At 40.7% G+C, this 18,748-nt stretch carries 17 protein-coding genes; 5 read left to right on the top strand and 12 right to left on the bottom strand.

All coding sequences use genetic code 11. The annotated features are described in order from the left end of the window. The 11 genes from WH223_RS12805 to mutY form a co-directional block, all read right to left on the bottom strand. Positions 1–1,269, bottom strand: coding sequence for a sigma 54-interacting transcriptional regulator (locus WH223_RS12805; protein ID WP_340048111.1), 1,269 nt, complete (start codon positions 1,267–1,269; stop codon positions 1–3). A gap of 21 nt (positions 1,270–1,290) precedes the next feature. Further along, complete coding sequence (gene miaB, locus WH223_RS12810; protein ID WP_340048112.1) at positions 1,291–2,730, bottom strand: tRNA (N6-isopentenyl adenosine(37)-C2)-methylthiotransferase MiaB; 1,440 nt, start codon at positions 2,728–2,730, stop codon at positions 1,291–1,293. A gap of 225 nt (positions 2,731–2,955) precedes the next feature. Continuing rightward, the gene (locus WH223_RS12815; protein WP_340048113.1) at positions 2,956–3,639 is read right to left on the bottom strand and encodes an OmpA family protein; all 684 of its coding nucleotides are present in this window, start codon (positions 3,637–3,639) and stop codon (positions 2,956–2,958) included. A gap of 170 nt (positions 3,640–3,809) precedes the next feature. Continuing rightward, a complete protein-coding gene (locus tag WH223_RS12820; protein ID WP_340048114.1) occupies positions 3,810–4,583 on the bottom strand; it encodes a hypothetical protein in 774 nt (257 codons plus the stop codon). A gap of 173 nt (positions 4,584–4,756) precedes the next feature. Then, complete coding sequence (locus WH223_RS12825) at positions 4,757–5,146, bottom strand: hypothetical protein (protein ID WP_340048116.1); 390 nt, start codon at positions 5,144–5,146, stop codon at positions 4,757–4,759. Positions 5,147–5,184: 38 nt separating this feature from the next. Next, positions 5,185–6,600 carry a 23S rRNA (uracil(1939)-C(5))-methyltransferase RlmD gene (gene rlmD, locus WH223_RS12830; RefSeq protein WP_340048117.1) on the bottom strand — a complete coding sequence of 472 codons (1,416 nt, stop codon included), beginning with the start codon at positions 6,598–6,600 and terminating at the stop codon, positions 5,185–5,187. Positions 6,601–6,693: 93 nt separating this feature from the next. After that, positions 6,694–7,269, bottom strand: a complete 576-nt coding sequence (locus WH223_RS12835) for a TetR/AcrR family transcriptional regulator (RefSeq protein ID WP_340048118.1) — start codon at positions 7,267–7,269, stop codon at positions 6,694–6,696. A 3-nt stretch (positions 7,270–7,272) separates the two neighbouring features. Beyond that, positions 7,273–7,695 (bottom strand): hypothetical protein, encoded by a 423-nt coding sequence (locus WH223_RS12840; protein WP_340048119.1) that lies wholly within the window; start codon positions 7,693–7,695, stop codon positions 7,273–7,275. A gap of 7 nt (positions 7,696–7,702) precedes the next feature. After that, the gene (gene pheS / locus WH223_RS12845) at positions 7,703–8,743 is read right to left on the bottom strand and encodes a phenylalanine--tRNA ligase subunit alpha (protein ID WP_340048120.1); all 1,041 of its coding nucleotides are present in this window, start codon (positions 8,741–8,743) and stop codon (positions 7,703–7,705) included. Positions 8,744–8,830: 87 nt separating this feature from the next. Then, a complete protein-coding gene (locus tag WH223_RS12850; RefSeq protein ID WP_340048121.1) occupies positions 8,831–9,277 on the bottom strand; it encodes a single-stranded DNA-binding protein in 447 nt (148 codons plus the stop codon). Between the two features lie 7 nt (positions 9,278–9,284). Next, positions 9,285–10,352 carry an A/G-specific adenine glycosylase gene (gene mutY, locus WH223_RS12855; protein ID WP_340048122.1) on the bottom strand — a complete coding sequence of 356 codons (1,068 nt, stop codon included), beginning with the start codon at positions 10,350–10,352 and terminating at the stop codon, positions 9,285–9,287. A 132-nt stretch (positions 10,353–10,484) separates the two neighbouring features. Between mutY and WH223_RS12860 the strand changes: the two genes are divergently transcribed. The 5 genes from WH223_RS12860 to WH223_RS12880 all read left to right on the top strand — a co-directional run bounded on the left by WH223_RS12860 (position 10,485) and on the right by WH223_RS12880 (position 15,306). Beyond that, positions 10,485–11,336, top strand: coding sequence for a M23 family metallopeptidase (locus tag WH223_RS12860; RefSeq protein ID WP_340048124.1), 852 nt, complete (start codon positions 10,485–10,487; stop codon positions 11,334–11,336). A 117-nt stretch (positions 11,337–11,453) separates the two neighbouring features. Beyond that, positions 11,454–11,894, top strand: coding sequence for a hypothetical protein (locus WH223_RS12865; protein WP_340048125.1), 441 nt, complete (start codon positions 11,454–11,456; stop codon positions 11,892–11,894). A gap of 63 nt (positions 11,895–11,957) precedes the next feature. Beyond that, positions 11,958–13,826 (top strand): M1 family metallopeptidase, encoded by a 1,869-nt coding sequence (locus WH223_RS12870; protein ID WP_340048126.1) that lies wholly within the window; start codon positions 11,958–11,960, stop codon positions 13,824–13,826. Positions 13,827–14,002: 176 nt separating this feature from the next. After that, positions 14,003–14,854 (top strand): AraC family transcriptional regulator, encoded by an 852-nt coding sequence (locus WH223_RS12875; RefSeq protein WP_340048128.1) that lies wholly within the window; start codon positions 14,003–14,005, stop codon positions 14,852–14,854. Positions 14,855–14,859: 5 nt separating this feature from the next. Beyond that, positions 14,860–15,306, top strand: coding sequence for a DUF983 domain-containing protein (locus tag WH223_RS12880; RefSeq protein ID WP_340048129.1), 447 nt, complete (start codon positions 14,860–14,862; stop codon positions 15,304–15,306). A 58-nt stretch (positions 15,307–15,364) separates the two neighbouring features. Here the strand turns inward: WH223_RS12880 and mfd are convergent, their stop codons facing one another. Continuing rightward, positions 15,365–18,700: a transcription-repair coupling factor gene (gene mfd, locus WH223_RS12885; protein ID WP_340048130.1), complete on the bottom strand. Its 3,336-nt coding sequence runs from the start codon at positions 18,698–18,700 to the stop codon at positions 15,365–15,367. Positions 18,701–18,748 lie beyond the last annotated feature (48 nt).

Consider the following 18,748-nt stretch of genomic DNA (forward strand, 5'->3'; position numbering starts at 1 on the left):
CTAATCTAAATTTAAGTCTTTAATTTTTCTGTACAAAGTTCTTTCGGAAATTCCCAGTTCTTTGGCAGCCGCTTTACGCTTACCTTTATGTTTTTTTAAGGCTTTTTTTATCAAATCAGACTCTTTGTCAAGCAAAGATAGCGACTCCTCCACCTCTTCTGCATCTTGCGTCTCGTAGGGTAAAAACTCCGTATTTCCCGTGTTAGCAGGTAGCGAGTTATGAATCGTCAAGGTTGCAGGTTGATTCATCAGCTCCTCCCGAAGATAGGAAGGGGCAGGACTTACCTCATCATACAACTGATTGATGTAAGGTGAATTTTTCTCGAAGGTACTCGTATCGATCCCCTTTTGAATAAGCTCTACAACAAGCTTCTTCAAATCCACCATATCTTTTTTCATATCAAACAGCACCTTATATAAAAGATCCCGTTCTGAAAAATCTTCCTTCCCTCCATCTTTTACAAAAACAGGCAAAGAAGACTTCGTTTGCTCTACAGGAAGGTATTTCGCTAGAATAGAAGCGTCAACAACGCGTTCTTTTTCTAAAACAGCAATCTGCTCGGCAATATTTTTAAGCTGACGCACATTACCAGGCCAGCTGTAGTTCATTAAAAGTTCTTGTGCATCTGGCGTAAGCTGAATCCCAGGGCTACGGTATTTATCGGAGAAATCAACGATAAATTTACGGAAGAGCAGATTTACATCCTCTTTACGCTCACGTAAAGATGGTACGCGCAAAGGAACAGTATTCAAGCGATAATATAAATCCTCACGGAATTTACCCTTCTTCACGGCGTCAAACACATCGACATTCGTCGCTGCAACAACACGCACATTCGTTTTCTGCACCTTCGAGGAACCTACACGGATATATTCGCCGGTTTCCAAAACACGCAATAAGCGTGCTTGAGTGCCCAACGGTAATTCGCCTACCTCATCCAAAAAGATTGTACCCCCATCAACTACCTCAAAATAACCCTTACGAGCCTCATGAGCTCCCGTAAAAGATCCTTTCTCATGGCCAAAAAGCTCAGAGTCAATAGTTCCCTCCGGAATAGCTCCACAGTTCACGGCAATAAAAGGGCCGTGCTTGCGCGAACTCAGCTGATGAATAATATGCGAAAAAACTTCCTTTCCCGCACCACTTTCCCCTTGAATAAGGACCGAAATATCTGTCGGTGCCACCTGCTTAGCCACGTCAATAGCGCGGTTGAGCAAGGGAGAACTCCCGATAATGCCGAAGCGATTCTTTATATCTTGATTATCCACGATGGTTCTTTTTTGCAAAAATTAATCTACATCTACAATCTTACCCATAAGGGTTGCTGACGTACAACGTTCTACTAACACATGCACATATTGTCCCGGTAGGTAACGTGCATCTACAGGGAAAACAACCATACTATTTTGATCATTACGACCACAGTAATCCAGATCAGAACGTTTTGAAAATCCTTCGATTAAAACTTTATGCACTTTGCCCACGAAGTTGCTCAACCTAAGCAAACTATGCTCTTGTTGCTTATCTACAACCTCTGTCAAACGTCTCTTCTTCACATCCTCAGGGATATCATCGGCATAGCGCTTTGCTGCTAAAGTACCAGGACGCTCGGAATAAGCAAACATATACGCAAAGTCATACTTCACAAAGTCCATCATCGAAAGTGTTTCTTGATGTTCCTCTTCTGTTTCTGTACAGAAACCTGTGATTACGTCAGTAGAAATAGCACATTCTGGAATGATGCGACGAATAGCATCTACACGCTCCATATACCATTCACGGTCATACGTACGATTCATCAAATCTAAAACACGTGAGTTACCAGACTGTACCGGTAAGTGTATATAGTTACAGATATTCTCGTAACGAGCCATCGTATGCAACACCTCGTCGGTAATATCTTTTGGGTGAGACGTTGAAAAACGAACACGCAATTCCGGACTCACATCAGCTACCATAGCTAATAACTGTGCGAAGTTTACCGTAGGCTCGGCAGGTTCGCCTTCAGCCACAGCTCTTGTATATTTATAAGAGTCAACATTCTGACCCAACAAAGTCACTTCTTTATAACCAGCGTTGAAAAGATCTTGTGCCTCTTTTACCACGGATTGAAAATCACGGCTACGTTCACGACCACGCGTAAACGGCACAACGCAGAAAGAACACATATTGTCACATCCACGCATAATGGAAATGAAAGCAGAAATACCGTTAGAGTTCAAACGAACAGGGCTGATATCTGCATAAGTCTCCTCACGCGATAACAATACGTTTACAGCTTTAGCGCCATCATCAACCTGATCAATTAAGTTCGGTAAATCACGGTAAGCATCTGGCCCAACCACAACATCAACTAATTTCTCTTCTTCTAAGAATTTAGATTTCAAACGTTCTGCCATACAGCCTAAAACACCGACAATCATACCTGGTTTTTTAGCCTTAGCAGATTCAAATTCCTTCAGGCGCTTACGAACACGCTGCTCTGCGTTCTCACGTATTGAACAGGTATTGATGAAAACAACATCAGCCTCAAGGTGATTCTTAGTTGTTTCAAAACCGTTATCCAATAAAATTGAAGCAACAATCTCACTATCAGAGAAATTCATCTGACAACCATAACTCTCTATATACAATTTGCGTCCCGTCGACTTTCCTGTAGGAAGCATATCTAAAGCCTCTCCTTGACGAGATTCATCATGTGTTTTTGTGGTATGTTCTAATTCTAGCATGGTGCAATTTAAAAGACTACAAAGTTAACAATAAAAACTTAAATCGATGCCACTTTGGCAGAGCTTGACTAAAATTTAACAAAGCTATACCCACAAAAAAAGCAGCATACTTACGTATACTGCTTTATATATCCTTTTGATTAAAAGAGCCGTTTGGCAGGTTTCCTCAACACAAAAATCGGCTAAAAAAACATAGGCAATGGCGCTTAAAAAAACAAGCTTTCCTTAGTGAGCTGCTTGTGCTTTTGCTTCTTTAATCATTTGATCACCCGCTGCAATAACAATCTCCACACGACGGTTTTCAGCACGTCCTGCATCTGTATCGTTAGATGTTAAAGGCTCAGAAAAATTCTTTCCTTCAGTTTTAACACGCGAACCAACCAAACCTTGAGATACAGCAAATGCCTTAACAGCCTCTGCTCTAGCCTCAGAAACCTTTTGGTTTGCTGCTAAAGAACCTACGTTATCCGTATGACCAATCACCAAAATTTGCGTTCCAGCCTCTTTGTTTAACGTTGTAACTAAGTTTTTGATATTTGTCTTCGCTGCTGCTTTAAGTGTTGAACTATTAAAATCAAACAAAATACCTTCATCAAACTTAACGATAATACCTTCATCTGTTTTGATAACATCAGCACCAGCTACCGTATTTTGAATCTCTTGCGCTTGTTTATCCATACGCTTACCAATTAAGGTACCTGCAACCCCACCAATAGCAGCTCCAGCGAGGGCACCGATTGCTGTACTACCAGCTTTACCACCAATTAAAGCTCCGATACCTGCACCAGCAGTTGTACCAATAGCCGCTCCCTTCGTCGTGTTGCTTGCATTTTGGATTGTTGCACAACTAGACAGTAACATCACTGATGTTGCTATCGATAAACCGTAAATAGCTACCTTTTTATTCATCTTAATATGTTTTAATTAATCTTAACTGGTCAGACCAACACTAACAACAGATTAACGCCTGTCATCAATTATAGACATTTTTTGACCTACTATTGTCACCTTTTTATTACGAACAAAGCAAATGCCAAAAAGTTAGCAACGCACCTGTAGAGCATAAAATAGGTAAAGAACTACCGTTCTTGTACAGGAAGTTCAATTTTTGGCAAACGATTTGATTGAGGCTTACCATTTTTCTCCCAAGTGGTGAGAGAACTCTTCACATAATTCATAAAGTCATACTGTCCCCAATATTGAACAGCACTGAAAGATGGACGATACAAATCCATAAAAGACTGCAATTCATCTCCAGTTAGGTTCGTTAAAGCGCCAACGGAAGTCTTATTAAACATTTTATCGACTTGGGTTTCTTCCAACTCCTGATCCATCACTTTAGCAAAGCGCTTGGCATTCTTGGCATCACGGCCAAATAAATTATACAAGGCCGTTGCAGGACTGTTTAAGTAAGTACCAACTTTATTTTTACCGTTATTATAAACCCCTTTTTTGCTGTAATCATCCATCATATCACGCATCTCCGCTTCGCGGGATTTACGACTCACCACGACAGTCTCTAACGTAAGACCTGCCTGCAGCTCGATAAGAATATCTTCAGAAGTATATAGCATTGTTTTCACGGGTCCATACCCTGTCTTCGTGAAAGAAAGACTATCTCCAGGAGAAGCTTCAATAATAAAGACACCAAACGTATTCGTTAAGGCTTTCCGTTGCGTACGCATGTTCGTAACATTCACTTCGCTGATGCGAAGACTACCGCCTTTTTCCACCACAATCCCCGAAATACCGGCACTATTCCGCACCTGTGCCGAAGTAAATTGCACAGCAAACAGCATCAGCATCAGGCCGATAAGGTGTTTGCATACTTTATTTTTTTTGATCAAATACATTTACCTAAAGATAATAAACGTTTAGAGTAAGCTAATGTTAAAAAAAACTAAATATTTGATCTATCAACGAAAAAGAATGTTTACATCAAGCTCCTGCCCTACCCTACAATTAAGGGGTAAAGTCCTATAAAGCAAATAAAAAAACAAACTCAGAGCGAGTAAAAAATCAATATCTAGTAAGGGTAAAACACAAAATTAGCACCTTCGGGCACAACCACGAAAAGGCACATATATTCATTTGCATTTTTAAAATTTTTCTCAAAATAAGCTTTTCTTTCCTCTTCAACCAAACCTTTTTCCACAAATTCTTCTAAGGAGCTCGCTTGAATTGACCATTGGGTATTTAACTCTGCTTTATCTAAGATAAGCTCCCCAACGTTCACATTATGCTGGTGGGCCACAAAAATTGGATACAAGGTATACCCCTCGACCATCATCTCTGTAGCTACTTCTTTAATTGACTCACGATAAAAATCTAAGTCCACTTTTAAACTTTTAAGTGGGCTAGATCCTGCATTTGCCTCTCCACCTTGGGATGCGGACATTAAATCTTCAATATCCATATTTTTCTTTTTATACGCTTATTAAAAAATGAAAAACCTTAAGCTTGGCTACGCAATTGTAACAACACGACGTTTTCAACGTGCTGCGTATGCGGAAACATGTCTACAGGCTTAATACGAACAACCTCATACTTATCTTGCATCAAAGCCAAGTCACGTGCCTGCGTTGCAGCATTACAACTAACGTACACAACTTTTGGCGCTTCCATTTCTAAAATACGGTTCACAACATCAGCATGCATACCTGCACGTGGTGGATCTGTAATCACAACATCCGGACGACCATGAGTCGCAACGAAATCAGCCGTTAATACATCTTTCATATCGCCCGCATAAAACTTCGTGTTATGAACACCATTAATTTCAGAGTTGATTTTAGCATCTTCAATTGCAGAAGGCACATACTCAACACCAACAACTTCACGCGCAGACTTAGCCACAAAGTTTGCAATGGTACCTGCACCAGTATACAAATCGTATACCAACTCGTCACCTTTCAGGTCAGCAAATTCGCGCGTAATCTTGTACAACTCATAAGCTTGTTTTGAGTTCGTTTGGTAGAAAGATTTAGGACCTACTTTAAACTTAAGGCCTTCCATCTCCTCAAAAATATAGTCACGCCCACGGTATACCTCAATCTCCTGATCGAAAATTGTATCGTTCAACTTTTGATTCACGATGTATAATAAGGAAACAATTTCAGGGAACTGCTCCGCTAAATGGCTCATCAACGCTTCTACCTGTCCCTCTTCCGGGTAAGCAAAAACAACAATCAACATCACCTCACCTGTAGAAGCCGTACGAATGATAACATTACGTAATGCTCCTTCATGTGCCCTTAGGTCGTAAAAAGAAATAGCATTAGCCGTAGCAAAAGCACGAATTGTGTTACGAATAGTATTTGAAGGATCTTGCTGTAAGAAACAGTGATCAATATCTAAAATCTTATCAAAGCGTCCCGGTACGTGGAATCCTAAAGCATTCATGTCATCAGGCTGCTCTGTTTCATCCAAAGATGTTAACCAACGCTTATTGGAAAATGTAAATTCCAATTTATTACGGTAGTACTCCGTTTGCTCCGACCCTAAAATTGGCTCGATGCCTGAAGTATCTACTTTACCTAATCTTTTCAATGCATTATCGACAGACTGCTGCTTAAATAAAAGCTGCGCATCATAACTCATGTGCTGCCATTTACAACCACCACAAACACCGAAATGTGGACAAAATGGTTCTACGCGATGCTCCGAAGCTTTTTTGATGGTAACAACACGACCTTCAGCAAAGCTTTTTTTCTTGCGCATCAATTCCACATCGACAATATCTCCAGGAACACCTTTTTCTATAAAGAGCACCAACTCATCTTGTTTAGCTACTCCTTTTCCCTCTTCTGCAATATCAATAATATGCACATCGGAAACAAACTTCTTATCTTGTGGAATTCTTCTACCCATAATAGGCGCAAAATTACACTTTTTTTAGTTGATTTTAGACAGACCTAAAAGAACTTAGACTCAGTCTACATAGCGAAACTATGCAAGGGGATGCTACAGAAGCGTAGCTTTTACCAAATAAGGCAAAATTTCCTTTTGGAAGGAAATAAAATTTTTACGCACATCGGCATCGGTAACGGCCGTGAACGCAAAGGAAAAAACAATATTTTTACTTGATTTAATAAGGAAAGTGAGATTCTCTTCCGGCACTGTTTCCGCAATCGTTTCATTCTGAATAAATGAACTTAACAACAGAAACTCTAAATCGTCGGACAGAATTTTCAGGTATTCCTGCGCATTGGCCGACTCCCGAATAAATTCCCAGCCCACAAACTCATTACAAACGGTATATGTAACGCGGCTTACCTTCAAAATGGTAGTAGCCAAAAAAGCTGATAAATTTTGTCCCTGAACATTTTTATCCAAGATATCCTCCACATTCTCACGGATATAATCCATCAAAACAGCATGAAGAATAAGCTCCTTACTAGAAAAATGCTTGTAGAACGTAGCCTTGGCAATATTAGCATGCTTAACGAGCTCATTGACACTGGTCTTATTATAACCGTATCGACGAAAAAGCTCGCGTGCTGATTTTTTTATGGCTACGATAATTTTATCGGGCTCCATCCTTTAGTTGTTGTTCACGTAAAAAATATTGCCTTGCTGACTTACATTATAAGGCTTCAATGGGCATTCGGCAACAGCTGCTGGAGAACCATCAATAAGCATCCATTTAGCTCCCGAAACACGGTCAATAATCAACTGTCCTTCAACCTCCACACGATTTCCCTTCTCCGGATTAACCGTACTACAACGATCGTAAGCAATCAAACGTGGTGCTTGCTGCGTCCCCATATTGTAAACAATCAGCCCTGCAAAACCACCTTTAGCGTAAGCCCAACCGCCAGTAGCAAACACGCCCACATGCTCTCCTTGAGAAATAGGCGTATTAAAAGAACGGTTCGGCACCACATTACAGGATCCCGAACCGCAGCCTTGAGCGATAAAGATCGCCAAGAAGAAAAACAAGAAATAAACCGTTTTTCTATACATATTTTTTTTAGATAAGCTCTGTCTCAAACTGAGATAAGAATCGAACATCATTTTCGGAGAATAAACGTAAATCACGAATTACATACTTTAAATTCGTAACACGCTCAATTCCCATACCAAAAGCGAAGCCTGAGTATTTTTTGCTATCGATACCGCAGTTTTCCAAAACATTTGGATCCACCATACCACAACCTAAAATCTCAACCCATCCCGATTGCTTACACAACTGACAACCTTCACCTTTACAAATGGTACAGGAAATATCCATCTCCGCAGAAGGCTCTGTAAATGGGAAATATGAAGGACGGAAACGTACTTTAGTACCTTCACCGTACAACTCTTGCACAAAGTGATACAATGTTTGTTTCAAGTCGGCAAAAGAAACATTCTCATCAACATACAAACCTTCAACCTGATGGAAGAAACAGTGTGCACGAGCTGAAATTGCTTCATTACGGTATACACGTCCTGGCATAATTGCGCGGAACGGTGGTTTACCCATCTCCATCATACGCACCTGCACAGAGGAAGTATGTGTACGTAAAGCAATATTGTTTTCGTCTTTTTTCTCTACGAAGAACGTGTCTTGCATATCGCGGGCAGGGTGTTCCGGCGGGAAGTTAAGTGCCGAAAAGTTATGCCAATCATCTTCAATTTCAGGCCCTTCAGAAACGACAAAACCTAATTTCTTGAAAATTTCAACGATTTCCTTGCGCACCAACGATAGTGGGTGTCTAGACCCCAGTTGAAAACCATTACCCGGTAGGGTAAGATCTCCCTCTTGGGCTTGTTTTTGGTTGGCTGAGGCCGACTCAAAAGGAGCTTGAAGCTCAGCAAATTTCTGCTCAGCAAGCTGCTTAAACTCGTTCAAAACCTTACCCAAAACACGCTTATCTTCCGCTGAGGCGCTTTTGAACTCTTCAAACAATCCTTTAACTATACCTTTGGACACAAGAAACTTCAAGCGAAATGCTTCTACATCAGCCAGCGCTGCGGCTTGGAACTGATTAATTTCTTCTGTATACTGCTTAATTTTATCTTGCAACATAGAGGACAAAGATAAGTCAAATATATGAGGCTATAAAATTGTAAAAGCGATTACCTGTAAAGAATTTAAACACCTACAAGCGGCTACCTAGAATGGTAGGCCATCCGTATCGCTGTTGTTTTCCGTAAAGTCTACATCTTGTTCTTTTTCGGCAATCTCAGGAGCTACTTCAGCATCTTGAGGTTTTGCTACTTGACCAAAATCGGATGGACGACCTAGTAATTTAAAGCTTTCGCCTACAATTTCGGTTACAAATCGGCGATTTCCGTCACGATCTTCATAGTTACGGGTGCGCAGACGTCCTTCGATATAAACGAGCTTACCCTTTTTGAGGTATTTCACAACCATCTCTCCAAGGTTACGCCACATAACAATATTATGCCATTCCGTATGTTGCATACGTACGCCATCTTTACTATATGTTTCGGAAGTTGCTAAGGGGAAACTAGCGACGGTGATATTTCCTTCTAAATAGCGAACTTCTGGGTCCTTGCCCAAATGTCCAACTAAGATTACTTTGTTTACGCTCGCCATATCATCTCTATAATTTAAGGTTAATTAGTTCTTTATTCTCCTCAAGAAAGGAGAAAATCAGTTTATGCTTAGCTAAGCTATCTAATTTTTCCAACAAAAAGTAATTCCATTCACTTTTTTTATTTCTCACTTTTTCTGCATCATCGAGTCGGTAAAAACGTGCATATATATTTTGATGACTCAACACCTGTTTGGTGATTGCACCTAGAGGCTCCAATACGGCCGTTTCCGCAAAACAACCTTTAAACAACTCTTGTTCAAACAATTGTTCAACCGTCATCGATTCTGCAGTCTCCAACATCGGGAATTCATATAGACCTGTCCACACATCGCCCGCCCCACGTTGAGACATCAGCAACTGATTATCCTTTTGAACAATAAAATAATGGAAATAACGGTTACGACTAGCTTTCGCTTTATGTTTAACGGGGAGCACATTCACCTTACCTTCTCGGTAGGCTTGACAGTCCACTTGAAACACACAAGTACCACAAAATGGAGATTTAGGCTTACACTGTAAAGCGCCAAAATCCATAATCGCTTGATTATACAACCCTGGTCGCTCTTTATCTAAGAGCTCCTCGGCGAGCGAAGCAAATATTTTCTTCCCTGCAGTACCATTTATGGCTTCATCAATTCCAAAATAACGCGCCAACACTCGATACACGTTACCGTCTACCACTGCTTTTGCCTCATTACTGGAAAAAGAAGAAATTGCCGCAGCCGTATACTCACCAACCCCCGGAAGGCGAATTAAATCAGCATAAGTAACAGGAAAGACACCCTTAAACTCGGAAAGAACAAGCTTTGCCGCCTTATGCATATTACGTGCTCGCGAATAATAACCTAGCCCTTGCCATAGACGAAGAATATCATCTTCGGGCGCTTCCGCAAAATGCGAAACCGTAGGGTAGGATTCCACAAACCGATAAAAATAAGGCATACCCTGCTCGACGCGTGTCTGTTGTAAAATGACCTCCGACAGCCAAATTATATACGGATCTTGCGTCGCTCTCCACGGTAAATCACGACCATTTGCCTGATACCAGGCAATCAACTCTCTAGCAAATGACATGTGCAAAGGTGCTTATTTTTTTACGATAAAAAATCCTTAAAATTATGTTAAAAAATGTAAAACACTGAATTTAAACATCATAAAAGGGTACTTTTGTCATTCACTTAAGAAAAACATAATACGAATCACACGATGTCAAGAACAAAAGTTGCCGTGTTGATCATCGAATCAGAAGGCAAATCAACAAAAAGTATACAAATCCCAAGCTTTGTTTTGACCCACTGGAAAAAGATAGTAATCAGCCTCATTAGCATGATGGTATTGGTCTTTTTTTGCATGGTCTACTTAGTACGTTCCCATACCTCCGAGCATTATTCTGCAACGTATGGAACCCGTATACAAGAATTACAAAAACAAAACAAAAAGCTAGCTACTGCCGAGGAATATCAGCAAGAGACAGCGCAAGAAATGAAAAAATCGCTCCATGCGATAGACAGTACACTGATGCGCATCAACAAAAAGATGAAAAGCCGCGGTCTACAGGAAATTAAACTCAAAAACATGGGTGGCCCCATAGAAAAAGAAGACAACGTAACGGAGCTTTCTATGTTCTATGATAAGCAGCTCAAAATGTTGGAAACGAAACTTGAAAACATGCCATTAGGCACCCCGCATCCGGGGCCTATCACCTCTTCATTCGGCTATCGCCAAAATCCTTTCGGGAGAAGAAGTGTTGACAGGCATGCTGGCGTAGACCTAAAAGGTAATGTTGGCGATTTAGTAAAAGCAACAGCTAATGGAAAAGTTATCTACGCTGGCTACCAAAGCGACTATGGACACTTTGTAAAAGTACAACATAGCAATGGATACGAAACACGCTATGCACACCTCCTACGCCCTAAAGTTAAAGCAGGACAACGGGTAGAAGCAGGCGATGTCGTGGGCTTACTGGGTACTAGCGGACGAAGTACTGGTCCACATATTCATTACGAAATCCTACTAAACGACCGCAAAATCAACCCAGAGAAATATTTCTGGTTATAGCATAAAGCAGGATGTGCAGCGTACAAAACAACTTGTGTGCTGCGCATTTTGTAACTTTATCATCGTTTACCTCCCTAATCTTCCCCTCATATGCCTGTTCTTTCGTACTTTTGAACGATGGCAGCAACAACTTTTCATATCGCGACCCTTCATCGTGGACGCTATATGCTTTATCTTCTATTGGGCGTATGCTTGGTTACTGCGGCCGTGGCCCGCTTTCCATTGCAGGAAGTCGTAAAAATTCTAATCGTCCTGATTAGTCTTCCCTTTCTTCTTTTCTTAAGTATTAAACTTAGCAAAAACAACTCTGAATGGACCATTGCGGACAAACAAGTACATATCCGCTTTGACAACAAAAATGAAGTATCTTTTGCCATAGATGAGGTAAAATATCTACGTAATTTACCGCGTTCGGGAGGCAATCTGTTAATGATTTTTATGCATAAAAAGTTAACGCCTAAACGCTTTTGGCGCAACAAACTATTTCAAAAACAAGATGACCTCAACAGCCTAATCCACGCATTGCGCGAAGAGGGAGTCGAATACTACTACCTATAATCTCTAAATATTAATCACCGAGTTTGCGCAACGATCTCGGATAAAAAGAATTAAACACAAAGCATGATGAAGAAATTACTGTTTCTATCCCTCTTACTCCTGTCTACCCAGTTGTTTGCACAACGACCGGGCTACTGGCAGCAACGTGTAGACTACAAAATGGATATTGATGTCAATGAAAAGACTTTTCAGTATACAGGTAATATGCAATTAAACTACAGCAACAACTCTTCACAGGCGCTATCTAAAGTGTATTTCCACCTTTATTTCAATGCCTTTCAACCCGGCAGTATGATGGACTATCGGCTAGCTACCGTTCCAGATCCTGATGCACGTATGGTCATTAAGCAAGGAACAACAGAGAAGCCTGTAAACATCAGCCGTATAAATACGCTAACACCGGAACAGATAGGTTACCAAAAAATAAATAGCCTTACTTTCAATGGGCAAGCGGCAACTTATAAAACGGATGGTACTATTCTAGAAGTTACCCTTCCAAAAGCTATAGCCGCAGGCGAAACAGCAACATTCAACCTAACTTGGGAAGCACAAATGCCGGAACAAATTCGTAGAACAGGACGCAATTCTAAAGAAGGCGTTGCCCTGTCTATGGCGCAATGGTACCCGAAAATGGCCCATTTCGACGACTTCGGTTGGCACCTAGATGAATACGTAGCCCGTGAATTTATTGCTCCTTTTGGAAATTTCGATGTAACCATTCATATCAACAAAGATTATGTCGTTGGCGCATCCGGTAAATTACAAAATCCAACGGAAGTAAAAGGCTATGATAAAAAAGCAAAAATAAAAAGTATAAACGGCAAAAGCACCTGGAACTATAAAGCAGAGAACATCCATGATTTCGTATGGGCCGCAGACCCTAAGTTTGTCGTTGACTCGGCACGTAGCCAAGGTGGTGTTTCTGTATACACGGTATTTATCCCGAGCACCGCAGAGGTAAAAACAAACTGGAAAACAGCACTGGGTTTAGCTACGGAGTTTTTTGACTTCTGCTCCAGCCGCTTTGGTGCATATCCGTGGCCTACGTACACCATCGTTCAAGGTGGTGATGGCGGCATGGAATACGGAACAGCAACCCTCGTTACTGGTGGTAGAAACATAAAAAGCCTCGTAGGCGTTATCTTTCATGAAGCAGCACATTCCTGGTATCAACATCTATTTGGCATCAACGAAACTGTAGACGAATGGTTTGATGAAGGCTTTACAAGTTATGTGGAAGAGCTCGCTATGCAGTCCCTTTTTGAGAAAAAGGGAGCTATAGAAAGTAATCCAGTTATGGATGCTTACCGCGCCTACTACAAATTGGCCCTATCGGGCAAAGAGGAACCGATGAGTTTACTTGCGGACTACTACAAAACAAACTATGCCTACAGTAATCAAGCCTATAATAAAGGACAGGTATTGGCACAGCAACTGGGATACATCATCGGCCAAGAGAACTTAGACAAAACGTTTATCAAGTTTTACGAACTGTGGAAATTCAAACACCCAACACCAAATGATTTTAAACGCGTAGCGGAAGAAATTTCTGGAATCAACTTAAAATGGTACTTCAATATTTTTGTAAACACGACACGTACAATTGATTATGCGGTAGCATCGGTTACAGAAAATAACATTCAATTGGTTAATAAATCGGATTTAGCGATGCCTATTGATTTATTAGTGGAATACCAAGATGGCACAAAAGAGCTTTTTTACATTCCCCTTCGGGAGATGCGGGGCGAGAAACCTGTAGAATCGTTAAGCATCTACGAAGGTGTTAAACGTACCGTTCTTGAAGACTGGTTCTGGACAAAACCGACATATGACATTAAACTTTCTAAAGCACCCAAGAAAGTTACCATTGACCCTTCATTACGCCTGGCAGATATCGACGCCACAAACAATGAATGGGTAGAAGCTAAATAACTTCAAAAGCACAAGGTGAACGTGTTACAGCATAACATGCAACGCGTTCACCTTGTTACAATCCATCCCTACAAGAAGAGCGTCTATTCGACCACTTTCACAACAATAAGTAAAAAACACCATTAATAACCACAAATACACCATCTTTTGTGGATTAATCAGTATACCTTTGTACTATGGCAGCGAAAGTACCAACCATAGCGCAATGTACTGTTTCTCTTCATCATGACCGCGAAATCATGGTGGAAGAGCTAGCCGAATATTTAGCACGAAACCGGAATCTTGTTTTCCCGCATCGCCATAACTTTTACCATTTCTTATTATTTACTGCTGGTGCAGGGCAACACAGTATTGACTTTGAAACTTTTACTATTGAGCCTGGACAAATTTACTTTATGTCGCCAGGACAAATCCACTCGTGGCACTTTGAAGGTGATATGCAAGGCTATGTTGTCAACTTCGATAAAGATTTCTTCAAGACTTTCTTACTTCGTCCTGATTACATTTCATCCTTATCATTCTTCTCCGGCATTACACGTGATGAGGTTATCATAATTCCGGAAGAAATACGCCCTACGGCTATAGATGTACTCAATAGGCTAAACAAGACACAGCATAATAAAGAGTTTGCTCGCGCAGCTTTGCTTTATCTATTTCAATTGGTCGACCAGCATCAAAAGCCTTCGGCTTATTCTGAAGCTAATGTTTACAACCACACCCTTCTGCGTAATTTCTTAAACTTAATAGAGCAGCATTTTAAACAGCTACGCCTACCTAAGAATTATGCAGAGCTATTGTATATAACACCCAATCACCTCAATGCACTGTCGAAAGAATTTTTAGGTATCCCTGCGGGGGAAGTTATCCGAAACCGCATCCTTTTGGAAGCAAAAAGACTTTTAGCAATCAAAGACTTTAGCATCAGTGAAATTGCGTACGAACTTAATTTTAATGACAATTCGTACTTCACCAAATTTTTTAAAAAAATAGAAGGCGTTACTCCAGAAGAGTTCCGCAAAAAACAATAATCGTTATGGATACTAATAAAGAAATAGCACGTCAATACAGCTTCGCTGGAGAATTTAAAAGCGCAGTAGACGGAAAATGTCCACGTTGTCGTACAGGAAATATGTTTCAAGCGCCCTTATTTAGCTTGAAATCAAAGAAAATGCATATCCATTGTCCACACTGTGGACTAAAATTTGAGAAAGAGCCTGGATATTTCTACGTAGCGATGTATGTTAGTTACGTATTTGTGGTAGCCGAATTGGTTACGGCATGTGTGGGAACCTACATCTTAACAGGTAACTTGGAATCTCCTTGGTTATACCTCGTTGTGGCCATCCTTACAGCGATTATCTTAGCGCCCTTTAACTATCGCTACTCACGTGTGGTACTCATGTATTGGTTAACACCGACCTTCCGCTTTAAACCAGAATTCTTCGGCGGTGAAGGCAGAAACCTCCATAAACAACTATAAAAAAAGGCTCGGAATATATATTCCGAGCCTTTTTTTATAGTTAAAACTACCTACATACCTACTTCATTGCTTCCAATAATTGTAGCGCGTAGGTAATACTGTTCACATTACTTATAGCAAGCCTCAATTGTCCTTTCACCTCTTTCAAATTACAGATTGCTGGATGCGTCTGTGCAAAAGCAAGTACATTTCCAAACTGGTCAGACTCAAAGTAGCTTGACTTCGCATTATTGATAAAAAATCCTTTCAAGGTATTTTTCTTATATGAAATTTTCTCAAAACCAATAGCTTTACCTAGCCACTGTAAACGAAGCGTATTAAAAAGCTCAAACACTGGCTTAGGAATCGGACCAAAACGGTCAACCAACTCTTTCTCAAAAGCTTGTAACTGACTTTCATTTTCCAACTTCACCAACTCATTGTAAAGGTTATAACGCTCGCCAATATGGGTAACGTATTCATCAGGAATCATTACCTCTAAGTCAGTATCAATCTGCGTAAACGTCACATACTTACGGTTCTTATCATCGGCAAACAGCTCGCCAAACTCATCATCCTTAAGCTCTTGTACAGCCTCGTCGAGAATCTTATTGTACATTTCAAAACCAATCTCTGCAATAAAGCCTGACTGCTCAGCTCCCAACAAATTACCCGAACCACGGATATCCAAATCACGCATCGCCACATTGAAACCAGAACCCAATTCGGAGAATTCCTCCAACGCCGATAGGCGTTTGTATGCCTCGTTGGTCAATGTCGATAGTGGCGGACTTAGCAAGTAACAGAACGCCTTTTTATTCGAGCGTCCTACACGACCACGCATCTGGTGCAAATCGCTCAAGCCAAACATATGGGCATGATTGATGATAATCGTATTTGCATTCGGAATATCCAAACCTGCCTCAATGATAGTCGTAGCTACCAACACATCAAAATCATGGTTGATAAACTTCAACATCACATCTTCTAAATCGTCTCCTTCTAGCTGTCCATGCGCAATCCCGACACGTGCTCCTGGCACAAGCTTCTGAATCATCAGCCCTAGCTGCTTCAAATCCGCTACGCGGTTATGAATAAAGAATACCTGCCCATTACGGTCTATCTCAAATGAAACAGCTTCCTGAATTAATGTTTCATTAAAAACATGAAGCTCAGTCTGCACAGGCTGACGGTTTGGTGGTGGCGTTGATATAATACTTAAGTCGCGGGCACCCATCAAAGAGAAATGTAGAGTACGCGGGATAGGTGTTGCCGTCAAGGTCAGCGAATCTACATTAGCACGCATCACCTTAAGCTTCTCTTTCACCGAGACGCCAAACTTTTGCTCCTCGTCGATAATCATCAACCCCAAATCCTTAAATTTCACATCTTTACTCACCAATCGGTGTGTTCCTATGATGATATCGACTTTACCTTCAGCCAAACGAGCCAAAGTATCTTTAATCTGCTTACTACTTTTAAAACGATTGATATAATCGATATTAACAGGAAACTCCTTCAGACGCTCACTAAACGTACGGAAGTGCTGTAATGCTAAGATCGTCGTTGGCACCAAGATGGCCACCTGCTTACTATCTGTAGCCGCCTTAAATGCTGCACGAATAGCAACCTCTGTTTTCCCAAAGCCTACATCACCACAGATTAACCTATCCATTGGGTGTGGTGACTCCATATCACGCTTCAAGTCGGCTGTTGCTTTTTCTTGATCTGGAGTATCTTCATACAAGAATGATGCTTCAAGTTCATTCTGCAAATACGTATCCGGGCTGAATGCATTTCCCGTCTGTGCTTTACGCTTCGCATAAAGCTTAATCAGGTCACGTGCAATATCTTTAACCTTCTTCTTGGTTGTTTTCTTAAGCTTCTCCCACGTATCTGTACCCAGTTTATTCATCTTAGGCAAGGTTCCTTCCTTACCAGAATACTTAGAAATACGATTTAAAGAGTTAATATTAACATAAAGAAGATCATTATCGGCATATACCAAACGAATCATCTCTTGGGTCTTCCCATTTACCTCGACTTTCTCCAAACCGGCATATTTACCAACACCATGATCAATATGTGTGATGTAATCACCAGGCTTCAAGTCGCGTAAATATTTTAACGTTATAGCTTGTGAACGCTCATAGCCTTTCTTACGCTTATATTTGTAGTATCTATCAAAAATTTGATGATCTGTATAACAAGCGAGCTTGAGCGCATCATCACGAAATCCTTCGCGCAGTGCGCGGTGAATAGGAATGAATGTTACCGTCTTATCGATATCCTCAAGAATAGAGAAGATACGCTCTACTTGTTTTGTAGAATCGGAGAAAATTAGGTTCTCTATTTTATGCTTGCTGTTTTCCTTAAAATTATGAATCAGCAGGTTGAAATCTTTATTAAACGACGGTTGCGGATGTGTATCAAACGATAATACTTGATCCGCTTTGTAATAATACTGCTTGCCAAACTCTATAGTAGGGAAATCAAACAACAGTTCACTAAAGGTTCTATCTGTCGTAAACGTCACTCGTGGATCTACCCAGTCGGCGTTAGCTAAAATATCTTTCTCAGGCAAAGCTTTCCAAAATTCGGAAGCTTTTTTATAACCATCTTTCATAACGTCCAGTGTAAACTGCACATCTCGAATCCATACCACCGCATTGCGGTCTACATATTCTAAGAATGAAATATGATTATTACTCAAAAACTTAGCTTGTACATTAGGAACAATGGTCACCGTATGCATCTTACTCACGGATAGCTGGCTCTCGAGCTCAAAAGTACGTATGCTTTCAATCTCGTCGCCAAAGAACTCTATACGGTACGGTAAATCGTTGGAATAAGAGAAAATATCAACTATACCTCCACGAATAGCAAATTGCCCAGGTTCATAGACGAAGTCTACCCGTTCAAAATCATACTCGTAAAGGAATTCATTGATAAACTCAATGCTAAGGCGCGTATTTTGCGTAATTGCTAATGTATTTTTCTCTAAATCGTCTCGATTAATAACCTTCTCGGCTATAGCTTCAGGATATGTGACCACCATTTTCGGTAGCTCCGAGCTAAAGTTAAGTGCATTTAACGTCTCTGCACGCTGCAAAACATGTGCAGCATCCGTCTGCGTAAACTCAAAAGCTTTCCGAAAAGAAGAAGGGAAAAATAGAATTTGTTTATCGAGGATACTTTCTAAATCACTTAAAAAATAAGAAGCCTCCTCATGATTTGGTAAAATGAAAATATAAGGGCGTTCCTGCAAGGTGTAGGATGCCGCTGCAACCATCGCATCGGCTGCACCCACTAAACCTTTAAGCTGTACCCTTGGATTTTTTGCTTGAATCGTTTGAACTAACGCTTTAACTTGCGTGCTTTGCGCATATCTTTCTAAAACTTCTTGAATACCCACGTAGTAAGGATTGTTTCTGCAAATTTAAGAAAATTCTTAGAGAGTCTT

The organism is Sphingobacterium sp. MYb382 (assembly GCF_037572665.1).
Lineage (GTDB): Bacteria > Bacteroidota > Bacteroidia > Sphingobacteriales > Sphingobacteriaceae > Sphingobacterium.

Bases quoted from the DNA above. Each gene is read 5' to 3' on its own strand.
- miaB (WP_340048112.1), bottom strand. From the start codon at position 2,730: ATGCTAGAATTAGAACATACCACAAAAACACATGATGAATCTCGTCAA.
- WH223_RS12815 (WP_340048113.1), bottom strand. From the start codon at position 3,639: ATGAATAAAAAGGTAGCTATTTACGGTTTATCGATAGCAACATCAGTG.
- WH223_RS12820 (WP_340048114.1), bottom strand. From the start codon at position 4,583: ATGTATTTGATCAAAAAAAATAAAGTATGCAAACACCTTATCGGCCTG.
- WH223_RS12825 (WP_340048116.1), bottom strand. From the start codon at position 5,146: ATGGATATTGAAGATTTAATGTCCGCATCCCAAGGTGGAGAGGCAAAT.
- rlmD (WP_340048117.1), bottom strand. From the start codon at position 6,600: ATGGGTAGAAGAATTCCACAAGATAAGAAGTTTGTTTCCGATGTGCAT.
- WH223_RS12835 (WP_340048118.1), bottom strand. From the start codon at position 7,269: ATGGAGCCCGATAAAATTATCGTAGCCATAAAAAAATCAGCACGCGAG.
- WH223_RS12840 (WP_340048119.1), bottom strand. From the start codon at position 7,695: ATGTATAGAAAAACGGTTTATTTCTTGTTTTTCTTCTTGGCGATCTTT.
- pheS (WP_340048120.1), bottom strand. From the start codon at position 8,743: ATGTTGCAAGATAAAATTAAGCAGTATACAGAAGAAATTAATCAGTTC.
- WH223_RS12850 (WP_340048121.1), bottom strand. From the start codon at position 9,277: ATGGCGAGCGTAAACAAAGTAATCTTAGTTGGACATTTGGGCAAGGAC.
- mutY (WP_340048122.1), bottom strand. From the start codon at position 10,352: ATGTCATTTGCTAGAGAGTTGATTGCCTGGTATCAGGCAAATGGTCGT.
- WH223_RS12860 (WP_340048124.1), top strand. From the start codon at position 10,485: ATGTCAAGAACAAAAGTTGCCGTGTTGATCATCGAATCAGAAGGCAAA.
- WH223_RS12865 (WP_340048125.1), top strand. From the start codon at position 11,454: ATGGCAGCAACAACTTTTCATATCGCGACCCTTCATCGTGGACGCTAT.
- WH223_RS12870 (WP_340048126.1), top strand. From the start codon at position 11,958: ATGATGAAGAAATTACTGTTTCTATCCCTCTTACTCCTGTCTACCCAG.
- WH223_RS12875 (WP_340048128.1), top strand. From the start codon at position 14,003: ATGGCAGCGAAAGTACCAACCATAGCGCAATGTACTGTTTCTCTTCAT.
- WH223_RS12880 (WP_340048129.1), top strand. From the start codon at position 14,860: ATGGATACTAATAAAGAAATAGCACGTCAATACAGCTTCGCTGGAGAA.